At 70.9% G+C, this 25739-nt stretch carries 20 protein-coding genes and 1 tRNA gene; 9 read left to right on the top strand and 12 right to left on the bottom strand.

Annotated features, from left to right (window positions below):
* Positions 1 to 19: 19 nt before the first annotated feature.
* A tRNA-Ser gene (locus AB8P05_RS10145) sits at positions 20 to 110 on the bottom strand.
* 96 nt (positions 111 to 206) lie between these two features.
* The gene (locus tag AB8P05_RS10140; protein WP_472757843.1) at positions 207 to 1013 is read right to left on the bottom strand and encodes an alpha/beta hydrolase; all 807 of its coding nucleotides are present in this window, start codon (positions 1011 to 1013) and stop codon (positions 207 to 209) included.
* Between the two features lie 114 nt (positions 1014 to 1127).
* Here AB8P05_RS10140 and AB8P05_RS10135 point away from each other — a divergent pair, with 114 nt between their 5' ends.
* Together AB8P05_RS10135 and AB8P05_RS10130 are read left to right on the top strand one after the other, a co-directional pair.
* Entirely contained in the window at positions 1128 to 2366 is a 1239-nt protein-coding gene (locus AB8P05_RS10135; protein WP_472757842.1) for a glycosyltransferase family 4 protein, read from the top strand.
* A 55-nt stretch (positions 2367 to 2421) separates the two neighbouring features.
* A complete protein-coding gene (locus AB8P05_RS10130; protein ID WP_472757841.1) occupies positions 2422 to 3300 on the top strand; it encodes a TIGR01459 family HAD-type hydrolase in 879 nt (292 codons plus the stop codon).
* Positions 3301 to 3342: 42 nt separating this feature from the next.
* Here the strand turns inward: AB8P05_RS10130 and AB8P05_RS10125 are convergent, their stop codons facing one another.
* Entirely contained in the window at positions 3343 to 3660 is a 318-nt protein-coding gene (locus tag AB8P05_RS10125; protein ID WP_081505887.1) for a ribbon-helix-helix domain-containing protein, read from the bottom strand.
* A 297-nt stretch (positions 3661 to 3957) separates the two neighbouring features.
* On the opposite strand from AB8P05_RS10125, the gene AB8P05_RS10120 reads away from it, so the two are divergent.
* From AB8P05_RS10120 to AB8P05_RS10105, 4 genes are all read left to right on the top strand, one after another.
* Positions 3958 to 5148, top strand: a complete 1191-nt coding sequence (locus AB8P05_RS10120; RefSeq protein ID WP_472757840.1) for a hypothetical protein — start codon at positions 3958 to 3960, stop codon at positions 5146 to 5148.
* A gap of 13 nt (positions 5149 to 5161) precedes the next feature.
* A complete protein-coding gene (locus tag AB8P05_RS10115; RefSeq protein WP_472757839.1) occupies positions 5162 to 6169 on the top strand; it encodes an SH3 domain-containing protein in 1008 nt (335 codons plus the stop codon).
* Positions 6170 to 6422: 253 nt separating this feature from the next.
* Positions 6423 to 6689 carry a hypothetical protein gene (locus AB8P05_RS10110; protein WP_455170678.1) on the top strand — a complete coding sequence of 89 codons (267 nt, stop codon included), beginning with the start codon at positions 6423 to 6425 and terminating at the stop codon, positions 6687 to 6689.
* 94 nt (positions 6690 to 6783) lie between these two features.
* Positions 6784 to 8016: a BaiN/RdsA family NAD(P)/FAD-dependent oxidoreductase gene (locus AB8P05_RS10105; RefSeq protein ID WP_472757838.1), complete on the top strand. Its 1233-nt coding sequence runs from the start codon at positions 6784 to 6786 to the stop codon at positions 8014 to 8016.
* A gap of 299 nt (positions 8017 to 8315) precedes the next feature.
* Here the strand turns inward: AB8P05_RS10105 and ahcY are convergent, their stop codons facing one another.
* On the bottom strand, positions 8316 to 9614 hold the full coding sequence (gene ahcY, locus AB8P05_RS10100; protein ID WP_472757837.1) for an adenosylhomocysteinase: 1299 nt from the start codon (positions 9612 to 9614) through the stop codon (positions 8316 to 8318).
* Positions 9615 to 9832: 218 nt separating this feature from the next.
* On the opposite strand from ahcY, the gene AB8P05_RS10095 reads away from it, so the two are divergent.
* On the top strand, positions 9833 to 10924 hold the full coding sequence (locus AB8P05_RS10095) for a PA0069 family radical SAM protein (RefSeq protein WP_472757836.1): 1092 nt from the start codon (positions 9833 to 9835) through the stop codon (positions 10922 to 10924).
* Positions 10925 to 10927: 3 nt separating this feature from the next.
* On the opposite strand, the gene AB8P05_RS10090 is transcribed toward AB8P05_RS10095, so the two are convergent.
* The 7 genes from AB8P05_RS10090 to AB8P05_RS10060 form a co-directional block, all read right to left on the bottom strand.
* Positions 10928 to 11164 carry a hypothetical protein gene (locus AB8P05_RS10090; protein WP_472757835.1) on the bottom strand — a complete coding sequence of 79 codons (237 nt, stop codon included), beginning with the start codon at positions 11162 to 11164 and terminating at the stop codon, positions 10928 to 10930.
* A 105-nt stretch (positions 11165 to 11269) separates the two neighbouring features.
* Complete coding sequence (locus tag AB8P05_RS10085; protein WP_472757834.1) at positions 11270 to 12565, bottom strand: MFS transporter; 1296 nt, start codon at positions 12563 to 12565, stop codon at positions 11270 to 11272.
* Positions 12562 to 14220: a tetratricopeptide repeat protein gene (locus AB8P05_RS10080; protein ID WP_472757833.1), complete on the bottom strand. Its 1659-nt coding sequence runs from the start codon at positions 14218 to 14220 to the stop codon at positions 12562 to 12564. Before AB8P05_RS10080 ends, AB8P05_RS10085 begins: the two co-directional genes overlap by 4 nt.
* Positions 14221 to 15318: 1098 nt before the next feature.
* The gene (gene tagF / locus AB8P05_RS10075) at positions 15319 to 15990 is read right to left on the bottom strand and encodes a type VI secretion system-associated protein TagF (RefSeq protein WP_472757832.1); all 672 of its coding nucleotides are present in this window, start codon (positions 15988 to 15990) and stop codon (positions 15319 to 15321) included.
* On the bottom strand, positions 15987 to 18092 hold the full coding sequence (gene tssM / locus AB8P05_RS10070) for a type VI secretion system membrane subunit TssM (protein WP_472757831.1): 2106 nt from the start codon (positions 18090 to 18092) through the stop codon (positions 15987 to 15989). Before tssM ends, tagF begins: the two co-directional genes overlap by 4 nt.
* 9 nt (positions 18093 to 18101) lie before the next feature.
* Complete coding sequence (gene icmH / locus AB8P05_RS10065) at positions 18102 to 19334, bottom strand: type IVB secretion system protein IcmH/DotU (protein WP_472757830.1); 1233 nt, start codon at positions 19332 to 19334, stop codon at positions 18102 to 18104.
* Positions 19335 to 19436: 102 nt separating this feature from the next.
* Complete coding sequence (locus AB8P05_RS10060) at positions 19437 to 21380, bottom strand: transglycosylase domain-containing protein (protein WP_472757829.1); 1944 nt, start codon at positions 21378 to 21380, stop codon at positions 19437 to 19439.
* 821 nt (positions 21381 to 22201) lie between these two features.
* On the opposite strand from AB8P05_RS10060, the gene AB8P05_RS10055 reads away from it, so the two are divergent.
* On the top strand, positions 22202 to 23401 hold the full coding sequence (locus tag AB8P05_RS10055; RefSeq protein WP_472757828.1) for an extracellular solute-binding protein: 1200 nt from the start codon (positions 22202 to 22204) through the stop codon (positions 23399 to 23401).
* Positions 23402 to 23420: 19 nt separating this feature from the next.
* Complete coding sequence (locus AB8P05_RS10050) at positions 23421 to 24488, top strand: ABC transporter ATP-binding protein (protein WP_472757827.1); 1068 nt, start codon at positions 23421 to 23423, stop codon at positions 24486 to 24488.
* 79 nt (positions 24489 to 24567) lie between these two features.
* Here AB8P05_RS10050 and AB8P05_RS10045 read toward each other — a convergent pair whose 3' ends face one another.
* Positions 24568 to 25713: a Tim44 domain-containing protein gene (locus tag AB8P05_RS10045; protein WP_472757826.1), complete on the bottom strand. Its 1146-nt coding sequence runs from the start codon at positions 25711 to 25713 to the stop codon at positions 24568 to 24570.
* Between the last annotated feature and the right edge of the window lie 26 nt (positions 25714 to 25739).

The raw sequence follows: 25739 nt of genomic DNA, 5'->3' as shown, positions 1-25739 counted from the left end.
GCGCACTGGCGAGATTTAGTGGCGGAGGGAGAGGGATTCGAACCCTCGATACGCTTTTGACGTATACACACTTTCCAGGCGTGCGCCTTCAACCACTCGGCCACCCCTCCGCAGAGGCCCGCGTTATAGCCAGAGGTTCGCGGCGATGCAAGCCTCCGTTTCACGCGGGCGACGTTTTTTTGGCGGCGCGCCGAACCACCCCTATTTCATCCACAAACCTCGTCCACCAGGGCTCCGACGGTGCGGCACAGCAGGTCCAGATCCTGGGAACGGGACAGGCGGTGGTCGCCGTCCTTCACCAGGGTCACGCGGACGTCGTCGCCCGTCAGCGCCTCGGCGATGCGCAGGCTGAGCTGCCAGGGGACGTCGGGGTCGCGCTGGCCGTGCAACAGGCGGACGGGGCCGCCATAGGCGATGGGGCCGCGCAGCAGCAGGTGGTTGCGGCCGTCCTCGATCAGGGCGCGGGTGATCGGCTGCGGCTCCGGGCCGTACTCCGACGGGCGGTTCCACACGCCCTGTTCCATGATCTGCCGGCGGATGTCGGCGTCGAAGATGTCCCACATCAGGTCTTCGGTGAAGTCGGGGGCCGGCGCGATGCCGACCAGGCCGGCCACCCGCTCCGGACGGCGGAGCGCGGTCAGCAGCATCATCCAGCCGCCCATGGAGGAGCCGACCAGGATCTGCGGCCCCGTCGTCACCCGGTCCAGCACCGCCAGCGCATCGTCGGCCCAAAGGCCGATGGTGCCGTCGGCGAACCGGCCGCTGGAGGCGCCGTGGCCCTGATAGTCGAAGCGGGTGAAGGACAGGCCGTGCTCCACCGCCCAGGCCTCCAGCGTGGTCGCCTTGCCGCCGGTCATGTCAGACATGAAGCCGCCCAAGAACATTACCCCTGGCATGACGCCGGGCTTGCCCTGTCCGGACGGACCGGCAGGGGTGTGGTGATAGGCTATGGTCGCCGCACCGCGCGTTAGGCTATGGTGCGCGCCGCCCGGTTGGGCTGCGGTTTCGGTCATACGGTCACCTTCGGCAACGGATACCGGCATACGGTCGGACACCGGTTCGACGGACGCCGGCATGCCGGGGCCCGCGGCCGGTCCCGGGCCGCCCCTTGCGAAGCAGCCGGCATCATGGATTTCGACCCCCACCTTACCACCGACCCATCCCCGCGCAACGCGGACGCCCATCAGGACACCCGGCTCCCCCACTGGCCGGGCGGCCGGGCGCCGACGGTGCTGCAGGTGGTGCCGACGCTGGTCACCGGCGGGGCGGAGCGCGGCTGCATCGACATGGCGCTCGCCCTGCAGGCCGCCGGCGGCACGCCGCTGGTGGCGTCGGAAGGCGGGCCGATGGTGCGCGAACTGGACCGCGCCCGCATCACGCACCTGACCCTGCCGCTCGCCTCCAAGAACCCGCTGACCATCCGCCGCAACGCCCGCCGGCTGGCCGCCATCATCCGCGAGCACAAGGTGGACATCGTCCATGCCCGCTCCCGCGCGCCGGCCTGGAGCGCGTGGCTGGCCTGCCGGGAGACCGGCGCCCGCTACATGACCACCTTCCACGCCCCCTACAATTTCGGCAGCGGGCCGGTCGGCGGCCGGCTGAAGCGCTGGTACAACTCGGTGATGGCGCGGGGCGAGCGGGTGATCGCCATCTCCGGCTTCATCCGCGACCATGTGCTGGGCAACTATCCGGTCGATCCGCAGCGGGTGCGCGTCATCCACCGCGGCATCGATCGCAGCGTCTTCGCCCCCGACCGGGTCAGCCCGACGCGTCTGGTGACGCTCGCCAAGCAATGGAACCTGCCGGACGACCGGCCGGTGATCCTGCTGCCCGGCCGGCTGACCCGCTGGAAGGGCCAGATCGTGCTGATCGACGCGCTGGCGAAGCTGGGGCGCAAGGACGTGCTGGCGCTGCTGGTCGGCTCCGACCAGGGCCGTACCGGCTACCGCGAGGAGCTGGAGAACCGCATCGCCACCAACGGCCTGCGCGGCGTGGTGCGGATGACCGACCATTGCAGCGACATGGCCGCGGCCTACCTGTTGTCCACGGTGGTCGTCTCTGCCTCGCGCGAGCCGGAAGCCTTCGGGCGCGTGATCGTGGAGGCGCAGGCGATGGGCAAGCCGGTGATCGTCTCGGCCATCGGTGCATATCAGGAGACCGTCGTCCCCGGCGAGACCGCCTGGGTGGTGCCGCCGGACGATCCCGATGCGCTGGCCCGAGCGCTGGGCGAGGCGCTGTCGCTGACGCCGGAGCAGCGCGAGGCCATCGGCGCCCGCGCCATGGCCTTCGTCGCCGACCGCTACACCAAGGACCGCATGTGCGCCGACACGCTGGCGGTCTATGCGGAGTTGCTGCAACCGCGCTGAGACCGGCTTGTTGACGCAATCCGACCTTCACCTCACCATCAACCGACCGGACACCATGGCCGACATCCGACAGATTTCCGGCATCGCCGAGGTCATCGACCGCTACGACGGGTTCATCCTGGACCTGTGGGGCGTTCTGCATGACGGCGAGAGGCCCTATCCCGGCGTGCCCGACTGCCTGGACCGCATGCGCGCCGCCGGCAAGACGATTTGCCTGCTGTCCAACGCGCCGCGCCGCACCACCGGCGTGATCGAGAAGCTGGACGGCATGGGGCTGGGGCGCGACCGCTACAACCATGTCATGACTTCGGGCGAGGCGACCTACGAGGCGCTGCGCGACCGCGACGATCCCTGGCACGCGGCGCTCGGCCGGCGGCTCTACCACATCGGGCCGGACCGCGACACCGACGTCTATGACGGGCTCGGCTATCAGGTTGCGGCAACGCCGGCCGAGGCGGACTTCGTGGTCAACACCGGCATCGTGACCTTCGGCGAGACGGTGGCGGACTATCAGCCGCAACTGGACGCCTGCCTTGCCGCCGGCCTGCCGATGATCTGCGCCAACCCGGACCTGGTGGTGATGGTCGGGCCGATGCTGGTGATCTGCGCCGGCACGCTGGCCGCCCGCTACGAGGAGATGGGCGGCGACGTGCGCCAGCACGGCAAGCCCTATGCCCCGGTCTACGAGCGCTGCTTCAAGCTGCTGGGCATCGCGGACAAGAGCCGCATCCTGGGGGTGGGCGACAGCCTGCGCACCGATGTCGCCGGCGCCAACGCGGCCGGGATCGACGTGGCGCTGGTCACCGCCGGCATCCACCAGGAGGAACTGGGCGGGGCGGCCTGGGGTGAGGCCGTTGATCCGGTCAATTTGCGGGCGCTGGCAGATGCCACCGGCCACATGCCGACCTATGCGGTGCCCAGCCTGCGCTGGTAAGGGTTCGCCGCCGGGCGGGGCGCTCGCTGCGCCCCCGCCGCGTCAATCCATCGGAACGGCGTCGTCCAGCGCCTTGCGCAGGAGGGGCGACGGACCGTCTTCCGAGAAGCCACGGTTGCCGATGGCGGTGCGGAAATAGCTGACGATGAACACGCGGATGGAGGCGGTCAGGTTCGCCTCCCCCCGGCGCTCGTCGATCCGGCTGCAAATCTCGTTCAGGCTCAGCCGTTCACGCTCGCAGATTTCCTTCAGCGAGTCCCAAATGTACGGCTCCATCCTGAGGCTCGTTCGACGCCCGCTCACCTTCACGTTGCGGCAGAGCAGTCCCGGCCCTTCCTTACCTCCGCCCGTGCCCGCCATGGGAATTCCTGTTCCTCATCCGTTGCGCGTTCCACCCGCCCGCTCCGGCCAATACATCCATTTGTGTGACGATATTGCAAGCGGCGTGTGCCATCAAAGTCAATTTCGACCCATGGCTGCGGTTTGACGCGACAATCGGGCGCAGGCGGGTATCGCTTCCAATCGCAGATCGGCAGGTTGCCGGGAAAAGCCGCTTCCCTTGCCCTGTGCCTTCGCTATACCAGTGCCGAATCACTCCTGCCGGGATCGGGCGGACACCGACGGACAGGCGGGGCGGCGGAAGGGGAAGGATCGGCGATGAAGCGACCGGGGAACGGACGATTCGCGAACCGCATCGCGGCCGGCGCCATCGCAGCCCTGTTGGCCGGCGGCCTCTCTCTCGCCCAGCCTCTGCAGCAGGCCCGCTCCGCCGAAGCCGCCCCGACCGCAGCCCCGACCGCCGCCGAACAGCTCCCCGACTCCGCCATCCGCGCCCGCGTCGAGGCGGCGCTGCCGGCGCCCTGGCGCATCGAATCGCTGGCGGTGGAGCCGTTGCCCGCCCCGCCCGCCCAATCGCCGGAACCGCAAGCGGCGGCACGGGTGACCGCGCGGGTGGTGCTGGGCGCCCCGACCTATCTGGTCGACAGCCGCGAAGGGCCAGTGACCTTCCTGCGCCCGGCGGCCGAGGCCGGGCTGGCGAAGAGCTGGGTCGGGACCGCGCTCGGCACCCGCAATTCCGGCGGCTGGACGGTCACGCTGACGCCGCAGACGCCCGGCCTGCTCGACGGCATCGGCAAGCCCGCCGCGGAGCTGCCCGGCCGCACCGTGGTGCTGGGCACGGCCGAAGCCAGGAGCCTGCGCGAGCAGTTGGACCGTGATGCCGCGCAACGGCTGGCCGACGACACCGAACGCCGCCGGCGCGAGGAGGAACGGCTGGCCCAGCAGACTGCCGCCGCCAAGGCCGAGGCCGCCCGCGCCGAGACCGAACGCCGGGCGGTCGAGGCACGCATCGCCCAGCTGGCCGACCTGCGCGGCAAGCTGGCCGGCAACGACCGCGCGGTGCGGCTGGCCGCCTTCGAGGCGGCGCTGGGCGGCAACGACCCGGCGCTGCGCCAGACGGCGATGGAGGCGGCGCTGCAAAGCCGCGATCCGGTGGTCGCCAACCTGGCGCTGAAGGACTGGATCGCCCGCCGCCGCGCCGTGCCGGTCCAGCTGTTCGCCACCAAGGAGGATCCGAGTTCGGAAGTGGTGGTGCAGAATCTGGGGCCGATGACCCTGGAGATCGACGGCTTCAGCCCGGTCAACGGGGCGCTGGCCGGCAAGCTGGGCGCCCCCGGCTACAGCATCGCCCGCCCGTCCAGCATCGTCGGCACCCTGGCGCAGACCGAACTGGCGGTGAACTCCTTCGGCTGCGCCCTGACCCTGCGCCTGACCGAGCACCGGACGCTGGACGGGCTTCTGCGCTGCCAGACCCTGCCGACGCTGATCGCCCGCATCACGCTTGATTGAAGGGGGTGGGCCGATGGGCGACGCGTTTGCGAAAAGGCTCGCGCGGATCGCGGCGCTGACCCTGCTGCTGGCCGCCCCATCCGGCGGGCTGGCCGGCACGCTGGCCCAGATGATGGCTGAAGCGCCGGCCGAGCGCTTCACCCCGCCCGCGGCACCGATCGTCGCCCTGCCCCGCCTCACTCCGGCACAGCCCGTGTCTCCGCCGCCGAACCCCGCCGTGGTCTGGGAACATCCGCCCGAGGTGCCGGCCCCGCTGTCGCCGCACGGCCCGCAGGCCGGTCCCCTCCCCTCCCCGATCCGGACGCCGCCCCCCGCGGCGAGAACGCCGGAGCCGAAGCCGGCCGAGCAGCAAGACACCGACCGGAAGACTGTCGAAACGGGGCAGGCTCTCGCCACGCTTCCGCCCCTGCCGCCGGTGAAGCCGCAGCCCGAGCCCGCCTCGCAGCCGGCACCGACGCCAGCACCGACGCAGACACCGACGCAGACACCGACGGGGCAGGAGAAGGCCGCCGCCGCGCGGCGCACCATGGTCGCCACCGCGGGCATCTATCTGCGCGCCACGCCGGACGCCAAGGGCCGGGTTCTCGACACGGTGGAGAAGGGCGACCGGGTGGAGGCCATCGGCGCGCCGGTGAACGGCTGGCAACGGGTGGGGCGTGCCGGCAAGCCGCAGGGATATGTCACCACCACCTATTTGACGGAAGCCGCGGCCGAGCCCGCCTCCCCGCCCAAGCCCGGCCGCTATGCCAAGGCCGACCGGGAAGACCGCGGCTGCGCCCTGCCCGGCGGCCTGCCGGAGCGGGCACAGACCGCCCGCCTGCCGCAGGGGACGGTCGCCCGCCTGCGCGCCGCCGGCAATCTGCGCGTCGCCCCGGTCTGCGACGCCAAGGTGCTGGACGTGCTGGACGCCGGCGAGCGCGTGACGGTGATGGAGGCTGTCGGCGGCTGGTACAGGGTCGGTCGGAACGGCAAGGCGCTGGGCTATGTCGGGGCGGCGCTGCTCGCCCCCGCCAAACGCTGAAGGGCCTGTGCCGGAAAGCGGTACGGAGCTACCCGGAAGTCGCGCCGCGCCCCTCCGCGAAGGGGCTTGTTCGCCCGTGAAAAAGGATTCTACAACAAGGGGGAGGCCGAACTATCGCAGACTGACGCAGCCCCTTCACATGTGAGCCGGGGCGCGCCCGTTTCCTCCGACGGTTCGACCACCCCCGCCGGCCTTGCGGCGCCGGTCAGGCCGGGCGGGGGCGCGAAGCACGACCGGGACAAGGATCCACACGATGTCGACCCAACACAAACAAGCCATGGACGCGGTCCTGCAGGCCGCCGCGCACGACATCGTCGCCACCCTTCAGGAGCGGGATGTCGCCGACCGCCACAGCGAGGAAGGCGACCTCGTCGTCCTCGACGTCGCCATCCTGCACGCCTACCGCGTCTTCATGCGCATCTGCGAGGAGAACGGCCTGGACGTCGATGCCGGCTATTTCGCCGACCTCGCCGCCGACCTCGCCGAGGAAGTGGCGCAGGACCAGGACTACGAAGACTGAGTTCCGGGGACCGCGGTCGAGACCAGAATGCCCCCGCTCCTCCCCGCGCTGCATGGGACGGGCGGGGGCACTTCCTTTGTGAAAGCCCTGCCAAGTGCCCCATACCACCCCTGACGTGGCAATCGTCGGCGCCGGCCCCGCCGGGCTGATGGCGGCGGAGATCGCCGCGGGAGCCGGCCTGCGGGTCGCCGTGTTCGACCACACGCCCACCCCGGCGCGCAAGCTGCTGCTGGCCGGGCGCGGCGGGCTGAACCTGACCCATTCGGAACCGCTCGACCGCTTCCTGCCGCGCTATGGGGCGGCGGAGCCGCTGTTCCGCCGCCTGCTGACCGGCTTCACGCCCGACGACCTGCGCGGCTGGGCCGCCGGGCTGGGCATCGAGACCTTCGTCGGCAGCAGCGGCCGCGTCTTCCCGGTGCAGATGAAGGCCTCCACCCTGGTGCGCGCCTGGCTGCGGCGGCTGGACGGGCTGGGCGTCACCCTGCACAGCCGCCACCGCTGGACCGGCTGGGACGGGACCGGCGGCCTGACCTTCCGGCACGGCGAGGACACCGTCGCCGTCGCCCCGCGCGCCACCCTGCTGGCCCTGGGCGGGGCGAGCTGGCCGCGTACCGGATCGGACGGCGGCTGGGTCCCGCTGCTGGAGGGGCTGGGGGTGGAGGTGGCGCCGCTGGCGCCGTCAAACATGGGGTTTGAGGTGCCCTGGTCCGATCACCTGCGCAGCCGCTTCGCCGGCCAGCCGGTGAAGAGCGTCGGCCTGTCCGCTGCCGGCCGCTGCCTGAAGGGCGAGTTCGTCATCACGGAAACCGGGATCGAGGGCGGTGCCGTCTACGCGCTGAGCGCCCCACTGCGCGACGCCATCACCGCGGAGGGCTGGGCGACCCTGACGCTGGATCTGCTGCCGGACATGGCGGAGGCCGAGCTGGTCAAGCGCCTGCGCCGCCGCGGTGCGGAGTCGCTGTCCACCTTCCTGAAGAAGTCGCTGTCCCTGACCGGCCCGCGCGCCGCCCTGCTGCGCGAGTTCGCCCCCGCCGCCGACCTGTCCGATCCGGTGGCGCTGGCCCGCCAGATCAAGGGGCTGTCGGTGGTGCTGACCGGCGTCCGCCCCATCGAGCGCGCCATTTCCTCGGCCGGCGGCGTCCCCCTGTCGGAACTGGACGACCGGCTGATGCTGGCCCGCCGCCCCGGCCTGTTCCTGGCCGGCGAGATGCTGGATTGGGAGGCGCCGACCGGCGGCTACCTGCTGCAGGGCTGCTTCGCCATGGGCGTGGCGGCTGGCAAGGGGATGGCGGAGTGGCTGGGGATGAAGACGTCGGGCGCGGAGTGACCTCGGCTTCGAGGGTAATTCGGCATACCGAGGCAATATTCACACGGATTTCACGAATTTAGACACGGATTACACGGATTTTTCTTATGGCTTGCCGAAGCCGATGTTCGTTTGCCGGCGGCAGCCTTGCCGGACAACATCCGCAAAATCCGTGTTCAAATCCGTGTTCAAATCCGTGTTCAAATCCGTGAAATCCGTGTCGATCTTGCCTGACACTCCCGCTCCCCCCAAGAGACGGACACCCCAAAGAAAAAGGCCGCCCCGACGGGACGGCCCTTCTTTTTCGACGCCGCAGCCGCTTAGTAGCGGTAGTGGTCCGGCTTGTAGGGGCCGGCGGCGTTGACGCCGATGTATTCGGCCTGCTTGTCGGTCAGGGTGGTCAGCTTGGCGCCGATCTTGTCCAGATGCAGGCGGGCGACCTTCTCGTCCAGGTGCTTGGGCAGGACGTAGACCTTGTTCTCGTAGTTGGCGGCGTTGGTCCACAGCTCGATCTGGGCCAGCACCTGGTTGGTGAAGCTGGCGCTCATCACGAAGCTGGGGTGGCCGGTGGCGCAGCCCAGGTTCACCAGACGGCCCTGGGCGAGCACGATCAGGCGCTTGCCGTCGGGGAAGACGACCTCATCGACCTGCGGCTTGACCTCTTCCCACTTGTAGTTGCGGAGAGCCTCGATCTGGATCTCGCTGTCGAAGTGGCCGATGTTGCAGACGATGGCGCGGTCCTTCATGGCGCGCATGTGGTCGAGCGTGATGACGTCGACGTTGCCGGTGGCGGTGACGAAGATGTCGCCCTGCGGAGCGGCATCGTCCATCGTCACGACCTGATAGCCTTCCATCGCGGCCTGCAGGGCGTTGATCGGGTCGATCTCCGTCACCAGGACGCGGGCGCCCTGCGAACGCAGGCTGGCGGCCGAGCCCTTGCCCACGTCGCCATAGCCGGCGACCACGGCGACCTTGCCAGCGACCATGACGTCGGTGGCGCGCTTAATGCCGTCGACCAGCGACTCGCGGCAGCCATAGAGGTTGTCGAACTTCGACTTGGTGACGCTGTCGTTCACGTTGATGGCCGGGACCTTCAGCGTGCCCTTCTTCATCATCTCATACAGGCGATGGACGCCGGTGGTGGTCTCTTCCGACAGGCCGCGGACGCCGTCCAGCATCTCCGGATACTTGTCGTGCATGATCTGGGTGACGTCGCCGCCATCGTCCAGGATCATGTTCGGGGTCCAGCCGTCTGGGCCGCGCAGCGTCTGCTCGATGCACCACCAGAACTCCTCCTCCGTCTCGCCCTTCCAGGCGAAGACCGGGATGCCGGCGGCGGCGATGGCGGCGGCGGCCTGGTCCTGGGTGGAGAAGATGTTGCAGGAGGACCAGCGCACGGTGGCGCCGAGCGCGGTCAGCGTCTCGATCAGGACGGCGGTCTGGATGGTCATGTGCAGGCAGCCGACGATGCGGGCGCCGGCCAGCGGCTTGGCGTCGCCGAACTCGGACCGCAGGGCCATCAGGCCCGGCATCTCGGTCTCGGCGATGGTGATCTCCTTGCGGCCCCAGTTCGCGAGGCTGATGTCCTTGACCTTGTAGTCTGTGAATTCGGCGGCCATGAGGGATAACTCCTGGTGGGCGGTGACAATCGGGCAGCGGAGTTTCAGGCGCACCGGATCCCCGGCCCTGCCGCTGTAATTGGCCATGGGTGTATCAGCGGTCATGCAACCATGCAAGCATAAAGATATCTTTATGTTTGCGGGGTAGCTCCGCAAACCATGGAGCGGCAGGAGTTTGTTCCCTTTACGTTCCATTCGGCCAGGGCTAAGCTGCCGCCATGGATGAGATCAAGCGACCGCCGATCAAGGGCCGGGGCGCGGTGAGCAACGCCACCGGCCGCTTCGAACGCGAAACCCGCGTCCTGACCGACGACGGCTGGACCGGCTATCCGTCCGGCGGGAACGAGGCGCTGTCCGATCCCGTCCGCACCACCGTCTCCCCGGCATCGGCCAAGTCGATCATCGCCCGCAACCAGTCCCCCGACATCCCCTTCGACCAGTCGGTGAACCCGTACCAGGGCTGCGAGCATGCCTGCATCTACTGCTTCGCCCGGCCGACCCATGCCTATCTGAACCTGTCGCCGGGGCTGGATTTCGAGACGAAGCTGTTTGCCAAGCGCAACGCGGCGGAGTTGCTGGCGAAGGAACTGCGGGCGAAATCCTATGTCTGCCAGCCGCTGGCGCTGGGCGCCAACACCGACGCCTACCAGCCCATCGAGCGGACGGAGGGCATCACCCGGCGGGTTCTGGAGGTCTGTCGCGACTTCAACCAGCCGGTCAGCATCATCACCAAATCGGCGCTGGTCCTGCGCGACCTCGACATCCTGGCGCCGATGGCGGCGGAGGGGCTGGCCTCGGTGGCGATCTCCGTCACCACGCTGGACCGCGACCTCGCCCGCGTGATGGAGCCACGTGCCAGCACCCCGCCGCGCCGGCTGGAAACCATCCGTGCCCTGACGGAGGCCGGTGTGCCGGTGGCGGTGCTCGCCAGCCCGATGATCCCGGCGCTGAACGACCACGAGTTGGAGTCGATCCTGGAGGCCGCGGCCGGGGCCGGGGCGACTGCCGCCAGCTATATCCTGCTGCGCCTGCCGCTGGAGATCGCCGCCCTGTTCGAGGAGTGGCTGCGCACCCATGTCCCCAACCGCGCCGACCGCGTGCTGAGCCTGATGCGGCAAAGCCGCGACGGTGCGCTCTACCGCTCCGGTTTCGGGACGCGGATGAAGGGCACCGGCCCTTACGCGGAGTTGCTGCGCCACCGCTTCAAGCTGGCCTGCAGGAAGCACGGGCTGGGCGACCGGAGCTGGCGGCTCGACTGCAGCCGCTTCCGGGTGCCGCCAGCCGCCGGGGACCAGCTGTCGCTGCTGTGACCGTCAGGAGCGGCGGAGCATCCTGCTCCAGGGCGACAGCGGGTCGGCCGATGTGGGCAGGGCGGAATTGGAAACGGCGGATAGCGGAAGGCGGCCGGTCGCCAGCATCGCCATCACCAGCGCGGGATGAGCCGGGCCGCCGGTATCGCGGGCGGCATGATCGGCCTGCCCCGTGCCGGCATCCTCGTTCAGTGCCTCGTTGATGCGGGCGAAGGCTTCGATATCGTTGATGTGCAGCATGGTCCGTGCCCCTCGGCTTCGACTTTTGTGCGTCGCAGCAAAAACGAAGGTAACAGCTCTGCCCTCGAATGGTGTCATGTGCGGCGCTTTGACGCGGCCCGTTTTTTAGCGGGCCGGTTCGCGGACCGCCAGCATAAGCCCGAATCCGACCACGAAGAAAGCCAGAACCGTTCCCATGCCGACGCGCTGGCTGGCGAAGGCCTGGGTCGCCAGCCCGAACAGCAGCGGCCCGAAGAAGCCGACGAAGCGCCCGGTCAGGCTGTAGAGCCCGAACATCTCGCCTGCCATGCCCGGCGGGGCCAGCCGCGCCATCATCGACCGCCCGGCCGCCTGGGCCGGTCCGAAGAACAGCCCCAGCCCCAGCGCGAAGACCCAGAACCACAACCGTTCGGTCGCCAGCAGCAGCGGCACGCTGCACAGCGACATGCCGGCCAGCGCGATCAGGATCACCGGCTTGGCCCCCGCCCGGTCGTCCATCCAGGCGAAGCCGATGGCCCCCGCCCCCGCCACCACGTTCAGCACGATGGCGAAGACCAGGATTTCCTCGAAACTCATGCCGAAGGTGCCGGCGGCATAGATGCCGCCGAAGGCGGTGATGGTGTTGATGCCGTCGCGGTAGAAGGCGCTGGCGATCAGGAAGCGCACCACCTGACGGTAGCGCCGGGCCTCGCGCAGCGTGGCGAGCAGCGTCGCCACCCCGTCCCGCGCCGCCCGCAGCAGCCCCTGTCCGGTGGAGGGTTCGTCCGGCACCCACAGGAAATAGGGCAGCGCGAACAGCCCGTACCAGGCGGCGGCCAGCAACGCGGTGGCGCGGACGTTGGCCTGGTCGCCCCAGTCGGACCATTGCAGCCCGAACAGGCCGAACAGCGGGGCCGGCGCCTGGACGAAGCCGACCAGCGCCAGCACGAGGCAGGCCAGCCCGCCGAAATAGCCGACGCCCCAGCCCCAGCCGGACACCCGGCCCAAGAGCCGCGGCGGCACCAGCCCCGGCAGGGTGGCGTTGTAGAAGACGTTGGCCAGCTCGAACGAGACGGTGGCGATCACCACGCAGGCCAGTGCGAAGGCGGCATCGGCCGGATCGGGCCTGACCCACCAGAGCGCCACGGTGAAGGCCACGGTCACCAGCGTGAACAGGGCCATCCAGGGCTTGCGCCGCCCCGCCCGGTCGGCGATGGCGCCCAGCACCGGGCTGAGCAGTGCGATGGCGACGCCGGCCGCGGTCATCGCCGCCCCCCAGCGCGCGGTCCCCTCCACCGGGTCGCCGACCACGCCGCGGGCGAAATAGACCGAGAAGACGAAGGTCGTGATGATGGTGTTGTAGGCGGAATTCGCCCAGTCGTAGAGGCACCAGGAGACGATGGCGCGGCGGGAAGGCGGGTGGGAGGGGACGGCTTCGGTCACACGCCCTTACCCCCGGTCAACCCGTCCACCCCGAAGGAGATCTGGTTGTTGTCGTAGCGGGCGACGATGCGCAGGCGGTCGCCGGCCGACAGCGCGATCGGCTTTTCCAGGAAGGTCATCGCCTGCTTCCAATGGTTGGTGCGCGACCGGCTTTCCGACTTGTAGACCACCTCGTCGTCCATGAAGAGGTCGAACCAGAATGCGACGCCGTGGCAGGTGCCGGCGGTGACGATGGTCACGTCGATCACCCGCTCGCCCTCTTCCGGCATGTTGCGGGTGAAGTCGAAGTCGAGCGCGGTGAAGGGCTTGGACAGCGGCGTGTGGGCGTCGGCGCCGAGGTCGATCTGCTGGTAGCCGGGGGAGCGGAAGACGTCGAAGCTGCCCATGTCGAAGCCGTCGATGGTCTCCACCGGGTTGATCCGGGCCAGCTCCGGCGTCTCCACCAGCATGGCATAGACGGTGGAGGCGCGCGGGATGATGGCGCCGCCCGGCTTCACCAGATGGGTGCGGGCATGCTGCAGCACCGACAGCATGCGCGGGGCCAGCATGCCGATGTTGATGAGTTCCGACACGAAGACGTCGGCCTTCTCCGGCAGGTCGCCGCCCTCGCCCACCGTCAGCTGGGTGGACAGGCGCGGCACCACGTCGATGCGGTCGGCATAGCCGTTGCGCGCCACCGTTTCCTTGGCGACGCGGGCCAGGATCGGGTTGACCTCGCAGGTCACCACCTTCTTCGCGCCGGCGCGCGCCGCCATCATGGCGACGATGCCGGAGCCGGTGCCGATCTCCAGCACCAGCGAGTCGGGCGTCACCGCCCGTTCCAGCGACTGCTTGTAGGCCTCGTTCCGCTCGAAATCGTTGATCATCGGCAGGTGCCAGCCGGGCACCGCGTTGGAATAGATCAGCCGGCGGGTGAACTTCACCATCGGGTGGTCGGGCGCCTGCTCGCGCGCGGCCTCGATCACCTCGATGGCCTCGGCGGCGCGGTCCAGGCTCTGCAGCACATGGGCGAGCCCGACCTGGGCCGGGACGAAGCGCGGGGCGGCGGCCAGCACGACGCGGAACTCCGCCTCCGCCTCCGCCAGCCGGCCGCGGGTGGAGAGAAGCTCCGCCAGGCTGTAATGGACGTCGAGATAGTCGGGGGCCTGTTCCAGCGCGGTGCGGAAATGCCGTTCGGCGTCCTCAAGCTCGCCCAGCTCGCGCAGGGTGGCGGCGAGGAAATGGTGCATCTCCGGCGCTTCCGGCCGGAGGTCCAGCGCGGCGCGGAAACAGTCGGCCGCCTCGTCGAGCCGGCTCTGCGCCTTCAGCGCGTTGCCCAGGTTGCCGTGCAGTTCCGGCAGCCGCGGATTGACGGCGAGGCCGGCGCGGAACGCCTCCTCCGCCTCCGCCGCGCGGCCCTGCTGGAAGAGCAGGCTGCCGCGGCTGTTGTGGAAGGACGGGTCGTTGCCGTTCTCCGCGATGGCCTGGGCGAACAGGGTCAGCGCATAGTCGGGATGGTCGGTGTGGGCGGCGACCAGCCCCAGCAGATGCAGCGCCTGGGCATTGTGCGGGTCCGTCGCCAGGATCGCCCGGCAGACCTCCTCCGCCCCCGCCAGATCGTTGCCGCGGAAACGCTTGGCCGCGTCGAGCAGGGTCGGAACGGGGGTGTCGGTCATCACGGCGGCTCCAGAGGCGGCGGGAACGGGGGCGGCGGGAACACGAAAAGATCGCCGCACCATACCGGGAATTGCCGCCGCGCTACAGCCTTTCGATCCGTTCGCGGCAGTGGGCCGCGCCGGCCGGCCGCGCTTCTGCGAATGGAACGTTTGAAACGGCGTGAAACGGTTTCGGCCACCCTGTTCAACTGTTCACCGGACCGGCCGCCCGTCCGGCTGCCCGGCGTCAAGCTGCCGGGATGGAAGAGGTTTCCCGGCCGCAGAGGATGAAACATGCGACCGCAGCGGCGGTGCCGCAGGACGGCGGGGCCGGGGCGGCGGAAAGCGGCAAGAGAGCCGGCGGACGGGGACCATGCGAGGAAACTCCATGGTTGGGACGTTGGTATTTATTCCTACCACAGACGTCAGCGTCCGGCCAGAACAGCCCCGAACTCCCGGTTGGGGTCCGGAAGTGGCTCCCGTCGCAGACGACCGAGGGACGCTGTGGCGGCACGACCCTCGGGGAACTTTTCAAATAGTTCCAAGCATTTCTGCTCGGGAAGACGCGTTGGGAGCTTGAGCGTGGCGCAACACCAAGATGGCTTCAATGAGGCCCAAGCATTTCTGCTCGGGAAGACCGCTCGGCCGGTAGATGCCGGTGTTGGTCTCGTTCTGGCTTCAATGAGGCCCAAGCATTTCTGCTCGGGAAGACTCGCCCCATACCGGCAGGATCTCCGGATCGACCACGCCCATGCTTCAATGAGGCCCAAGCATTTCTGCTCGGGAAGACGGTCGCGCTCTTGGCGGCCGAGGACACGCCATCTTTGCTTCAATGAGGCCCAAGCATTTCTGCTCGGGAAGACTGCCCCCTCTCAACCCGCTCGGAAACAACGGTGATTCGCCGCGGATTCGAGCGGTGGGGGAAGTTGTCCGGATGGACAGGTTTTCTGGTCCGCTTTCGTACTGAACGATGTCAAAGATCCCTGCGAAAACAACGGGTCCGCTTTTTCGAGCGGTGACGGGGTTTTCGCGCGTGCCGGACCGCTCGCACGGACGGGCGGCAAACGCGAGAGTAGCATAAGGCTCGGGCCGGGGACCAGCCGCGCGGCGGCTCCCTCCCTACCCCTCGCCGGCATTCTCCCAGCCCCAGCGGTCCCAGGCGCCGTCGAGGAAGGCGGTCAGGCGCGGGCCGGCGGGAAGGCCGGGGCAGGACAGAAGCGACGGCGCGACGCGGCCGGCGCCGCGGGTCCACCACAGGCTGGACTCCCCGCCGAGCGGACCGGACAGGCGGCCGAGCAGGGCGCGGGTGGCGGGGCTGACGCGCTCCGGCTCCGGTCGGCCGAGGATGGCGAGGCGGGCCGGCAGGCCCTCCACGTCGGCACCGGCGCGGCAGGCGTCCGCCGCCAGCGCTTCGGCACGGGACAGCCATCCGGCGCAGGCGGCGGGTGCGTCGGCGATGTCGAAGCCGGCGGGAAGGCCGGCGGCGATGGTGAAGGGCCAATGGCGGCCGACCCGGTCGGCGCTGGGCATCCACACCCCCACCAGCGGGGCGGCGCCGCACAGGCCGGCGGACAGGGCGAAGCGCCAGACCGGCGCCTGGGCGAACAGCAGGTCCCATTCGCCGCCCAGCCGCCGCCCGGCCTCGCCCAAGGCGGCCGACAGCCAGCGGTCCCAGGGGCCGAGCACCGCCGCCGGCAGGCCGTGGCCGACGAAATCGCCCCGCGCCGGCACCTTGCCATGGAAGCCCACCACCGGATCGGTGCCGCGCGGCGTCCCGAAGACCCCCGTCATGGCAGGGCGGCCCGGTCAGGCTGGGGTGAGGATTGGGGTGAGGGCTGGAGGGCGGGCCGGGGGACCGATTGGGCCAGAACCTCCTCGACGCGGGCGACCAGCGCCTCGTCGGGCGGGACCGGGGCGAAGCCGACGGCGAACAGGGCGGCCAGATGGTCGCCCAGCGCGCGGCGCGCCGCCTCGTTGGCCGGGCCGGGCAGCGTGCGCTGCCAGTCCAGCGCCACCCATTCCGCCAGCGCGCCGGCATCCATCGGCTCGGCCCCGCCGACCATGCGGTAGATGCGCAGGGTGTGGCGCAGCTGGTCGGGCAAGGCCCAGTCGGCGCGCAGCCGCTCCTCCAGCCGCAGGGCGATGCGGGCCAGGAACTGGCTGCGCAGGGCGCGGCGGTAGGCTTCCTGCGCCGGGCCGGCGATGCGGGCCCCCTGGTACAGGCCGCCGGCCAGCGCCGGGTCTATCCAGCCGTGACGGTCGTCGAAGGCCAGCGGCAGGGCGCGCAGCGCGTCCAGCGCCGGCAGGATCGCCGCCGGGTCGGCGTCGTCCACCCGCGCGAGCGACCGCGGCGGCGTGTCGAGCGGGCGCAGCGCCGCCTCCACCGCCGCGGCGCCGGCGTCGGCGCGCTCCAGCAGGGCCGCGTTGCCGCGGGCGCTGACCAGCCACCAGCCGCCGGCCAGGACGCCGAGCGTCAGGGCGGCGGCGGCGGACAGGGCGCCACGGCGGCGGCGGGCGCGTTCCACCGTCCGGTCGACGCGGGCGAGGTTGGCCTCGGGGAAGACGATTTCGGGCAGCAGCCGGTCGAGGAAATAGGTGGAGGCGCCGGCGGCCGGATCGGGCTCCAGCAGGGCGAGCGCCCCGCCGGTCTGGGTGGCGCTGGTCAGGTAGAGGCCGCGCAGGCGGGGCGTCTCCTCGCCATGTTCGGAGCCGAAGACGGTGTCGACGATGTCGGCCAGCGCCGGCTCCAGCTCCGCCACGCGCAGCGGCAGGGCGAAGGCGTCGGCGCGGCGGCGGAGGTCAGGTTCCTGGTGCAGCCGGTCGAGCAGCCGTTCGTCCAGCCGCCGCACCAGCCCGGCATAGAGGTCGCGGAAGACCGGCAGCGGCCCTGCGGATGTCTCAGGGGCCCGCTCCTCCGCCGGAAGGGTCAGGCCCCACACCTGCGAGCGCGCCTCGCGGTCCAGCGGGTCGAAGAAGGTGGTGAAGCCGTCCAGCAGGTCGGCCTTGGTCAGCAGCAGATAGACCGGCAGCCGCAAGCCCAGCTGCACCCGCAGCTCGTTCAGGCGCTGGCGGATCAGGATGGCGTGGTTGCGGCGTTCCGCCTCGTCCCAGCTTGCCAGATCCGGCAGGCTCAGCGTCAGCAGCACGCCGTTGGCGGGCTGGAGCGGCCGATGCTCCTTCAGCAGGTCGAGCAGGCCGGACCACACCCGCCCGTCCACCGCGCGCCGGCTGTCCTGGGTGGTGTAGCGGCCGGCGGTGTCGATCAGCACGGCACGGTCGGTGAACCACCAGTCGCAGTTGCGGGTGCCGGCCAGCCCGGCCAGCGGCTCCACGACTCCGCCGTCCGCCGCGGTGGCGCCCAATCCTGCCCCCAGCCCGGCATTGGCCAGCGCCGTGGTCTTGCCCGAACCGGGGGCGCCGATCACCAGATACCAGGGCAGCTGGTAGAGGTAACGGCCGCCGCGCCGCTTGCGCAGCCGCGCCAGCACCGCGTCCATCCGCCGCCGCACCGTGGCGATCTCCTCCAGCGAGGCTTTCAGCTCCGGGTCGCGGGTGGCGGCCAGCGCCTCCAGCAGGCGGGCGTTGGCGGCACGCTCGCGGGCGTCGATGCGGCGGTTGACCGCGATCCAGACGGCCAGCGCCAGCACGAGCGGCAGCAACCGGACGCTCCAGTCGGCCTGGACGGTCGGCAGCAGATGGGGGGCCAGCAGATGGGGGATGAGGGACGCGGCCAGCCGCGGCAGCAGCAGCCATCCGGCCAGACCCAGCGCCAGCGCGCCGGCCAGCGACACCACCCAGCGGGCGCGGGCTGATCGGTGCGGCGACGGGACGGCGGCGGGCTTGCGGCGCTTCGGCTTCCTGGCGCCTGCCTTCGGGGGACGGGGATCGGCCATGCGGGCGCCCTATTGCGGATAGAGGCGGATGTCGATCCGCCGGTTGGCGTCGCGCCCGGCGGGCGTGTCGTTCAGGGCGACGGGCTCCTGGTCGCCATGCCCCTCGGCCGACAGGCGGGCGGGCGGCAGGCTGCGCTCCAGCAGCCGGCGCACCGCTTCGGCGCGGGCGTCGGTCAGCGCCTGGGCGGTGGGAAGGCGGCCGGTGGGCGGGGTCTGGTCGTCGGTGTGGGCGACCACCCGGACGCTGCCGGGCTCCGCCGCCAGGGTCTGGCCCACCCGTTCCACGATGGCGCGGTGGCGGGCTTTCACCGCGTCGCTGCCGGTGGCGAACATCGCCGCCGCCGGGATGCGGATCACCAGGGCGCCGTCCTCCCCCGCCAGCACCTCGACGGCGCCGATGCGGATTTCGGGGGCGAGCTGGCCGGTGATGCGGGCGATCAGGGCGGGGCCGGCGGTGGGCGGCGGCGGTGGGACCAGCCGCGCGATCTCGATGGGGCGGTCGGGCAGCAGCGCCGCGATGCGGGCGGCCACCGGCTCCGCCTGCCGGTCGAGGGTGCCGGCGAGATGGACATAGAGGCCGGACAGGCCCAGCGCCACCGCCGCCCAGAGCAGCCAGCCCGGCAAGCCGCCGGACAGGGTGCCGCCCAGCGGGCGGAACGGCTCCGTCACCCCGGCCCAGGCGGGCGACAGCTCCGCCGCCACGTCGCCGCGGGCGCGGCGCAGGATGCGGTACAGCTCGTCGCGCAGGCGGGCGAGGTCGTGGGCGCCGCCGGGCTTGTCGCGGAACCGCCCTTCGAAGCCCAGCGACAGGCAGGCGTAGAACAGCTCCAGCGCGTGGCGGTGGCGGCGCGGGTCGCCCAGCATGCCGTCGAGCAGGTCGAAGAAGCGCACGCCGGCACCGGGCTCCGCCACCGCCGCCCCGCCATGGCCGGCGGCGCGGGCGACGTCGTCCAGCGTGGCAGCCAGCGCGATGCGGGCGGCGCGGATGTCGTCCGGGTCGAGCCCGGCGGCGGCGGCCTCGCGGTCGAAGCGCTCCAGCGCGGCGGTGGCGGCGGCGCGGGGCGGATCGGCCAGGGCGCGGTCGCGCAGGCTCCCGGCCAGCGCCAGCACCGGGGCGGCGACGCTCAGCAGCGGGTTGAGGGAGTCGCGGCGGCGCGCAGGCGGATCGGGGGTGCCGGCGGCGGGCGGCGGGGCGGCCTCCGCCAGCAGTTCCGCTCCGTCCAATCTCTCGTCCGCCTGCATGTCTCGTCCGCTGTTGGGGAAAGTCGGGGGGAGGTATAGCAGCGTCGGGGCGGTGGGGGGAACCTGGGGGTGGAGAAGCCTTGGGTTGGAGAAGCTAGACCCCTACCGAACCCCGCTGTTGCTGTAGTCGTACTGCACCCTCGGCGCGGTCGCAGGAGTGCCGGCGATCTTTTCGATCAGGGAGCCGATGCCACTGGACCGGCCATCGGCGGAAGCGACCGGGACGCCGCCCGGCGGCACTGTTCCAGGCGGCACCGTTCCCGGCGGCGGCGTCCAGGCGGGGGCGCCGTCCAGGCCGGGCAGCGGGCGGGCGGGCTTGCCGGCATGGGCGTCCATCATGAAGTCGCGCCACAGCTTGGCCGGCAGGCTGCCGCCGGTGACCTTCCTCATCGTCTCGTTGTTGTCGTTGCCCAGCCAGACACCGGCGACCAGATCGGCGGTGAAGCCGACGAACCAGGCGTCGCGATACTCCTGCGTCGTGCCGGACTTGGCCGCCGCCGGGCGGTTCAGCTTCGCGCTGCGGCCGGTGCCGTAATCCAGCACGCCGCCCATCATCCGGGTCAGCTGCACCGCATGGGCGGGATCGACCACCGCCCCGCCGCCGCCGCCCTGGCGCCGGTAGAGGACGGTGCCGTCGCGGCTCCTGATCTCGGTGATGGCATAGGCCCAGACCGGGGCGCCGCGGTTGGCGATGCCGGCATAGGCGCGCACCAGCTCCAGCGGCGTCACCTCGCTGGTGCCGAGCGCCAGCGACAGGTCGCGGGTCAGCGGCGAGGCGATGCCGAGATTCGACGCGATCCGCCGCACCCGGTCGGTGCCGACCCGGTCGATCAGCCGCGCCGTCGCCGTGTTGGAGGAATGGGCCAGCGCCGCGGCCAGCGTGATGCTGCCGCGATACTTGCCGTCATAGTTGCCGGGGCTCCAACTGCCGAGCTGGACCGGGGCGTCGTCGATGGCGCTGTCCGGGGACCAGCCGGCCTCCAGCGCCGCCAGATAGACGAAGGGCTTGAAGGCGGAGCCCGGCTGGCGCAGCGCCTGGGTGGCGCGGTTGAACTCGCTGCTGTCGTAATCGCGGCCGCCGACCAGCGCGCGCACGGCGCCGTCGGGGCTCATGGCGACCAGCGCGCCCTGGCGGACGTTGGCGGCGGCGCCGGGACCGGCCAGCAGCGCCTCCATCCGCTGTTCGGCGGCGCGCTGCATCTTCAGGTCCAGCGTGGTGCGGACGATCACGTCGCCATGGTCGGGACCGGCAAAGCCCGGCACCAGTTCGGTCACCCAGTCGGCGAAATAGCGGCCGTCGCCGCCGGGTCGGCGCTTGGGAGAGGGCTTGGCGGCGCGCGCCGCCTCGTACTGCGCCTGGGTGAGGTAGCCGGCGTCCAGCATCGCCGCCATCACCACCCGCGCCCGCTCCGCCGATTCGTCGGGGTTGGAGCTGGGGGCGTAGCGCGACGGGGCCTTCAGCAGGCCGGCCAGCACCGCCGATTCGCGCACGTCGACCTCGGTCGCCGGCTTGCCGAAATAGGTTCGGGCGGCGGCGTCCACCCCGAAGGTGCCGGCGCCGAGATAGACGCGGTTCAGGTAGGCGGTGAGGATCTGGTCCTTGGTAAAGCGGCTCTCCAGCCACAGCGCCAGCATCGCTTCCTGGATCTTGCGCTTCAGCGACTTCTCCGGCGTCAGGAATAGGTTCTTGGCCAGCTGCTGGGTGATGGTGGAGCCGCCCTGCACTGCCCGGCCGGAGCGCCAATTGACGTAGACGGCGCGGGCCAGACCCAGCGGGTCGATGCCGAAATGGCCGTAGAAGCGACGGTCCTCGATCGCCAGCACCGCGTCGACCAGATGCGGCGGCAGGTCGCTCACGCTCAGCGTCGTGCCGTGCAGGTCGCCGAAGCGCGCGAACTCCGTCCCGTCGGCGGCCAGCACGGTGACGGAGGCGCGCCGTTCGAACTGCGCCACCTTGGAGATGTCCGGCAGGTCGAGCGCGAACCAGGCCAGCACCATGCCGAGGGCGATGCCGCACCAGATGGTGGCGACCAGCCCCCACTGCACCAGCCGCCTGCCCCACCCTCCCCCTTGCGGGGCGGTTGCGGCGCCCGGCCGGGACGCCCGGCGGGCGGGGCCGGCGGCTGCGGCGGCTGGGCAGCGCCGGAGCGGCGCGCGGGAGGCTTGGACGAGCGGAGCTTCGGCAAGGAAATCCTTGGAAGGGTGAAGGACGGCAACGTGAAGGACGGCAGCGTGAAGGAAGACCGGCGCGGAGGCCGCCGGACCGTCCCGTAGGGAGTCGGCGGCGGGGCGGCCGAGGGCGGCGGCGCCTTGCGGCGCGGCTTCCCGCGGCGGAGCGACGCCCGTGCCGCGGACGCGACGGTGCGGACGAGGCCAAGGGCGATGCCGCCGGCGGACAGCCGCCCCGACAGCGTGTCGAGCGGCGACGGGTCGTCGCGGGTGCGGACAGGGCGGGGGCCGGCATAAAGCTGACCCGTCCGGTGCTGCTCCGTCATGTGGTCCGGTCGGTCGGCGGTCACGGCGCGCTCGCAAAGCCCAGTAAGGTCGGTGTGCTGCCGGGGGGAGAACGCCCCCGCAACGGTCCTAATACGCCCACGCCCGCCTCGCCGAAAGACCGGCGGCGGCCCGGCGATTATTTGTCCCGCGACCGTGGCGAAAGAATGACGCTGTCCGCAATTGCGCGGTAGCCGGCGACGGCGGCGGGAGGGGCCGATATGACGGCTCTATGAAGTTTGTCGGGGGTCCGACTTCCGTCATGGACGGGGCGCTTTCGTCTCAGGCACACTTTGTGCCTTGAGCGGGGCCGCCTTGCCGGCCGGATCGCCAGCCCTTCAAACGCCATCCAAGAGCCAGGGAGACCGGACGTCATGTCCAAGATCGAGAACGCCCAGACCGATCGCGTCCAGACCGAAACCCAGCGGTCCAGCGCCGAGACCCAGCGCGCCGCCAAGAGCTTCACCCGCCGCCTGCTGCTGCAGAGCGCCGCGGCGGCGGCCGGCGTCGCCTCGGTCGGTCCCTTCGTGCTGCGGGAAGGCCGCGCGGCGTCGGGCACGGTGAAGATCTTCTCCTGGGCCGGCTACATCAGCCCGGACATGCTGGCCGATTTCGAGAAGAAGACCGGCGTCAAGGCGACCCTGACCGAATACGGCACCAACGACGAGCTGCTGAACCAGCTGAAGGCCACCGGCGGCGCCGGCTTCGACATCATCCACCCCACCGTCGACCGCGTTCCGAACTATGTCGAGTTCGAGCTGGTGCAGCCGCTCGACGAATCGAAGGTGAAGTGGGAGGGCTGCCTGAAGTCGTCGGTCGAGGGCTCCGCCGGGATGGGGGGCGTCGTTGGCGGCAAGCGCTATTTCGCCCCGGCCGACTGGGGGACGGAGGCGCTGGCCTATGACATGAAGAAGGCGCCGCTGGCCTACGGCACCGCCAGCTACGGCGATTTGTGGGCGCCGGCCAATGCCGGCAAGGTGACGGTGCGCGGCCATTCCTCGCTGATCGGCATCGCGCTGTGGCTGGAAAGCCAGGGCAAGCTGCCCCACCCCGTCCGCGACCAGTTCAAGGACGAGGCGAAGGCCCGTGCCAACTTCGACGCCATCCTGAAGGTGGCCGCCGCCAACAAGAAGTCGGTCGCCCAGTTCTGGACCAACGAGAACGAGGCCCAGGGCGCCTTCCGCACCAACGGCTGCGTCATCGGCCAGACCTGGGACAGCAGCGCCGTCGCCCTGCGCAAGGAAGGGCTGCCGATCCGCTTCGTGGCGCCGAAGGAGGGTGCGCTCGCCTGGATGGAAGGCTTCGCCATCCCGAAGAAGGCGGAGAACCTGGAGAACGCCTATGCCTGGATCAACTGGTTCTACACGCCCCAGGCCGGCGCGCTGTACACCAACCATTCCGGCATCGCCAGCACCTCGGTCGGCGCCGAGGCGCACCTGACCGAGCTGAACAAGCAGTTCTTCGCCGACGCCTATCCGGGCGACGCGCTGCAGAAGCTGTGGTGGTGGCCGATCCAGGAGGCGTGGTACGTCTCCATCCGCAACGAGTACCAGGATCGCTTCCTGGCGGCGTGATCGGCATACAGCAGGGGCCATGAGCCAAGACGTCCAACTCGACCACGTCACCATGCGGTTCGGCGACACCGTCGCCGTCCGCGACGTGTCGCTGACCATCGGGGCCGGGGAGTTCTTCAGCTTCCTCGGCCCCTCGGGCTGCGGCAAGACGACCATCCTGCGCATGATCTCCGGCTTCATGGAGCCGACGGAGGGCGTGATCCGCATCGGCGGCCGGGACATGAAGGGGATCGGGCCGAACAAGCGGCCGACCGCGCTGATCTTCCAGAACCTGGCCCTGTTCCCGCTGATGACGGTGGCGGACAACATCGGCTTCGGGCTGGAGGTGCGCGGCGTGCCGTCCGCCGACCGCAAGCGCCGGGTGCGCGAACTGCTGGAGCTGGTGGCGCTGCCCGACACGGCGGACAAGCGGGTGACCGACCTGTCCGGCGGCCAGCGCCAGCGCATCGCCATCGCCCGTGCCCTGGCGGTGGAGCCGGCGGTGCTGCTGCTGGACGAGCCCTTGTCGGCGCTCGACCTCAAGCTGCGCCAGCACATGCGCGCCGAACTGCGCGAGTTGCAGAAGCGCACCGGCGTCACCTTCATCTACATCACCCACGACCAGGGTGAGGCGCTGACCATGTCCGACCGCATCGGCGTGATGTCGCGCGGCGTGCTGGAGCAGGTGGGCGACGGCAAGACCATCTACGACCATCCGGAAACCGCCTTCGTCGCGTCCTTCGTCGGCGAGTCGAACCGCTTCGCCGGACAGGTGGTGGAGGCGGCGGAGGGCTGGGCGGTGCTGGACACCGCCTTCGGCCGCCTGCGGGGACGCAACCCGCGCGGGCTGGCGGCGGGCGACCGCGCCACCCTGTTCGTCCGGCCGGAACGTCTGGGGCCGGGAAGTCCGGAAGCTGGCGAGAGCGATAACAGCCTGAGCGCCCGCGTCAGCCACAGCGACTTCGAGGGCGCCTTCGTCAACGCCTTCCTCGACGGCGGGCTGACCGTGCAGATGCCGCATCTGGGCCAGGAACCGGCCTTCGTCCCCGGCGAGACGGTGCGGCTGGGCTTCCGCGCCACGGACGCGGTGGTGTTGCCGACGGGGTGAGGATCTCCGGAAAAATGCGCACAAACGAAAACGCCCCGGCCGAATGGCCGGGGCGTTTCGCATTGGGAAGACTGTTGCGTCAGTTCGCCTGCTGGATCGCCGACAGCTGCCACTGGCCGCCGCGCGGGCGGACGAAGGTCCACAGCTCCGTCGCTTCGGTCGGCTGCGAGGCGTTGCCCTCCACCACCCGGCCGCTGGCGCGGTCCACCGTGGTGTCGATCAGCGAGAAGCGCATGGCGACGGTGGCGTATTCCTGCGCCCCTTCGCGCCAGCCCTCGGCCAGATCGCCCTGCAGCAAACGGACGTCGCTGACCTTGTTGACCACGCCGCGGTTGCGGTTCTCGGTCAGGTCGTCGGTGAAGTAGGCCAGCATTTCCGGCGTCGTGACCGGGCGCAGAGCCTCCACATCCTCACGACCGTAGGCGGTCTGGACGGTGACCAGCAGACGCTCGAACGACTCGAAGTCGGCCGGCTGGATGCCGATCTCGTCGGACGCCTGACGGCGCTGGGCCGGTCCGGCATTGCCGCCGCCCATACCGCCCATCAGGCCGCCCAGCGGGGCGCCGCCGCCGACCGGGTTGTAGCGGACATCGGCCGAGTCGCGGTTCATCTGGCCGCCCTGGGGGCCACCGGCATAGGCCGGGTTGGAGCCACCCATATGCCCGCCCATCTGGCTGCCCAGCGGGCCGCCGGCCGGCGCGGTGTTCGCGGTCTGCGAGCGGCTGCGGAAGAAGCGGATGGCCAGACGGACCAGGAAGACGACCAGCAGGATCTGCAGGATGAAGCCCAGGATGCCGGCGAAGCTGCCGAGCCCTTCGAAGAAGCCGCCGCCGAACAGCATCGCGCCGATGCCGGCGCCGATCAGGCCGCCCATCAGGCCCGACATGAAGCCGCCGCCGAAGAAGCCGCGCGACGGAGCCGCCGCCGGGGCGGTGGCCTGCGAGCCGGGTCGCTGCACGCCCGGCGCCGCCGCCGGGGCGGCGGAGCGCTCCATCGGCGACACCGCGTTGGGCGCGGTGGAGGTGGCGGCCGGCGCATCATGGGTGCGGTCGCCGCGGCTGCCGGCGGAGCCGCTCTTGCCGGCGCGGGCGTCGGCGGTGCCGGCGGCCAGCGCCATCACCAGCGCAACCGCCACGGCGGTGGCGGCGCGGGCGCCGCGCTTGGTGGTGGCCCGCTTGGTGTTGGAGGTGGCGGAAAGGCTCGAAGTTCGGGTCTTCTCGCTCATGGTCGTGCTCGCTTGTCGCATCTGGT

Source organism: Azospirillum sp. VT-I1 (assembly GCF_055698305.1).
This window is presented reverse-complemented; position numbering and strand designations above follow the sequence as displayed.

What these genes read in the sequence shown, in the direction of transcription:
- AB8P05_RS10045 (WP_472757826.1), bottom strand. Translation starts at nt 25,713, where the DNA reads ATGAGCGAGAAGACCCGAACTTCGAGCCTTTCCGCCACCTCCAACACC.
- AB8P05_RS10130 (WP_472757841.1), top strand. Translation starts at nt 2,422, where the DNA reads ATGGCCGACATCCGACAGATTTCCGGCATCGCCGAGGTCATCGACCGC.
- AB8P05_RS10135 (WP_472757842.1), top strand. Translation starts at nt 1,128, where the DNA reads ATGGATTTCGACCCCCACCTTACCACCGACCCATCCCCGCGCAACGCG.
- ahcY (WP_472757837.1), bottom strand. Translation starts at nt 9,614, where the DNA reads ATGGCCGCCGAATTCACAGACTACAAGGTCAAGGACATCAGCCTCGCG.
- AB8P05_RS10110 (WP_455170678.1), top strand. Translation starts at nt 6,423, where the DNA reads ATGTCGACCCAACACAAACAAGCCATGGACGCGGTCCTGCAGGCCGCC.
- AB8P05_RS10120 (WP_472757840.1), top strand. Translation starts at nt 3,958, where the DNA reads ATGAAGCGACCGGGGAACGGACGATTCGCGAACCGCATCGCGGCCGGC.
- AB8P05_RS10090 (WP_472757835.1), bottom strand. Translation starts at nt 11,164, where the DNA reads ATGCTGCACATCAACGATATCGAAGCCTTCGCCCGCATCAACGAGGCA.
- AB8P05_RS10125 (WP_081505887.1), bottom strand. Translation starts at nt 3,660, where the DNA reads ATGGCGGGCACGGGCGGAGGTAAGGAAGGGCCGGGACTGCTCTGCCGC.
- AB8P05_RS10080 (WP_472757833.1), bottom strand. Translation starts at nt 14,220, where the DNA reads ATGACCGACACCCCCGTTCCGACCCTGCTCGACGCGGCCAAGCGTTTC.
- AB8P05_RS10095 (WP_472757836.1), top strand. Translation starts at nt 9,833, where the DNA reads ATGGATGAGATCAAGCGACCGCCGATCAAGGGCCGGGGCGCGGTGAGC.
- AB8P05_RS10140 (WP_472757843.1), bottom strand. Translation starts at nt 1,013, where the DNA reads ATGACCGAAACCGCAGCCCAACCGGGCGGCGCGCACCATAGCCTAACG.
- AB8P05_RS10115 (WP_472757839.1), top strand. Translation starts at nt 5,162, where the DNA reads ATGGGCGACGCGTTTGCGAAAAGGCTCGCGCGGATCGCGGCGCTGACC.
- tssM (WP_472757831.1), bottom strand. Translation starts at nt 18,092, where the DNA reads ATGGCCGATCCCCGTCCCCCGAAGGCAGGCGCCAGGAAGCCGAAGCGC.
- AB8P05_RS10050 (WP_472757827.1), top strand. Translation starts at nt 23,421, where the DNA reads ATGAGCCAAGACGTCCAACTCGACCACGTCACCATGCGGTTCGGCGAC.
- tagF (WP_472757832.1), bottom strand. Translation starts at nt 15,990, where the DNA reads ATGACGGGGGTCTTCGGGACGCCGCGCGGCACCGATCCGGTGGTGGGC.
- AB8P05_RS10055 (WP_472757828.1), top strand. Translation starts at nt 22,202, where the DNA reads ATGTCCAAGATCGAGAACGCCCAGACCGATCGCGTCCAGACCGAAACC.
- icmH (WP_472757830.1), bottom strand. Translation starts at nt 19,334, where the DNA reads ATGCAGGCGGACGAGAGATTGGACGGAGCGGAACTGCTGGCGGAGGCC.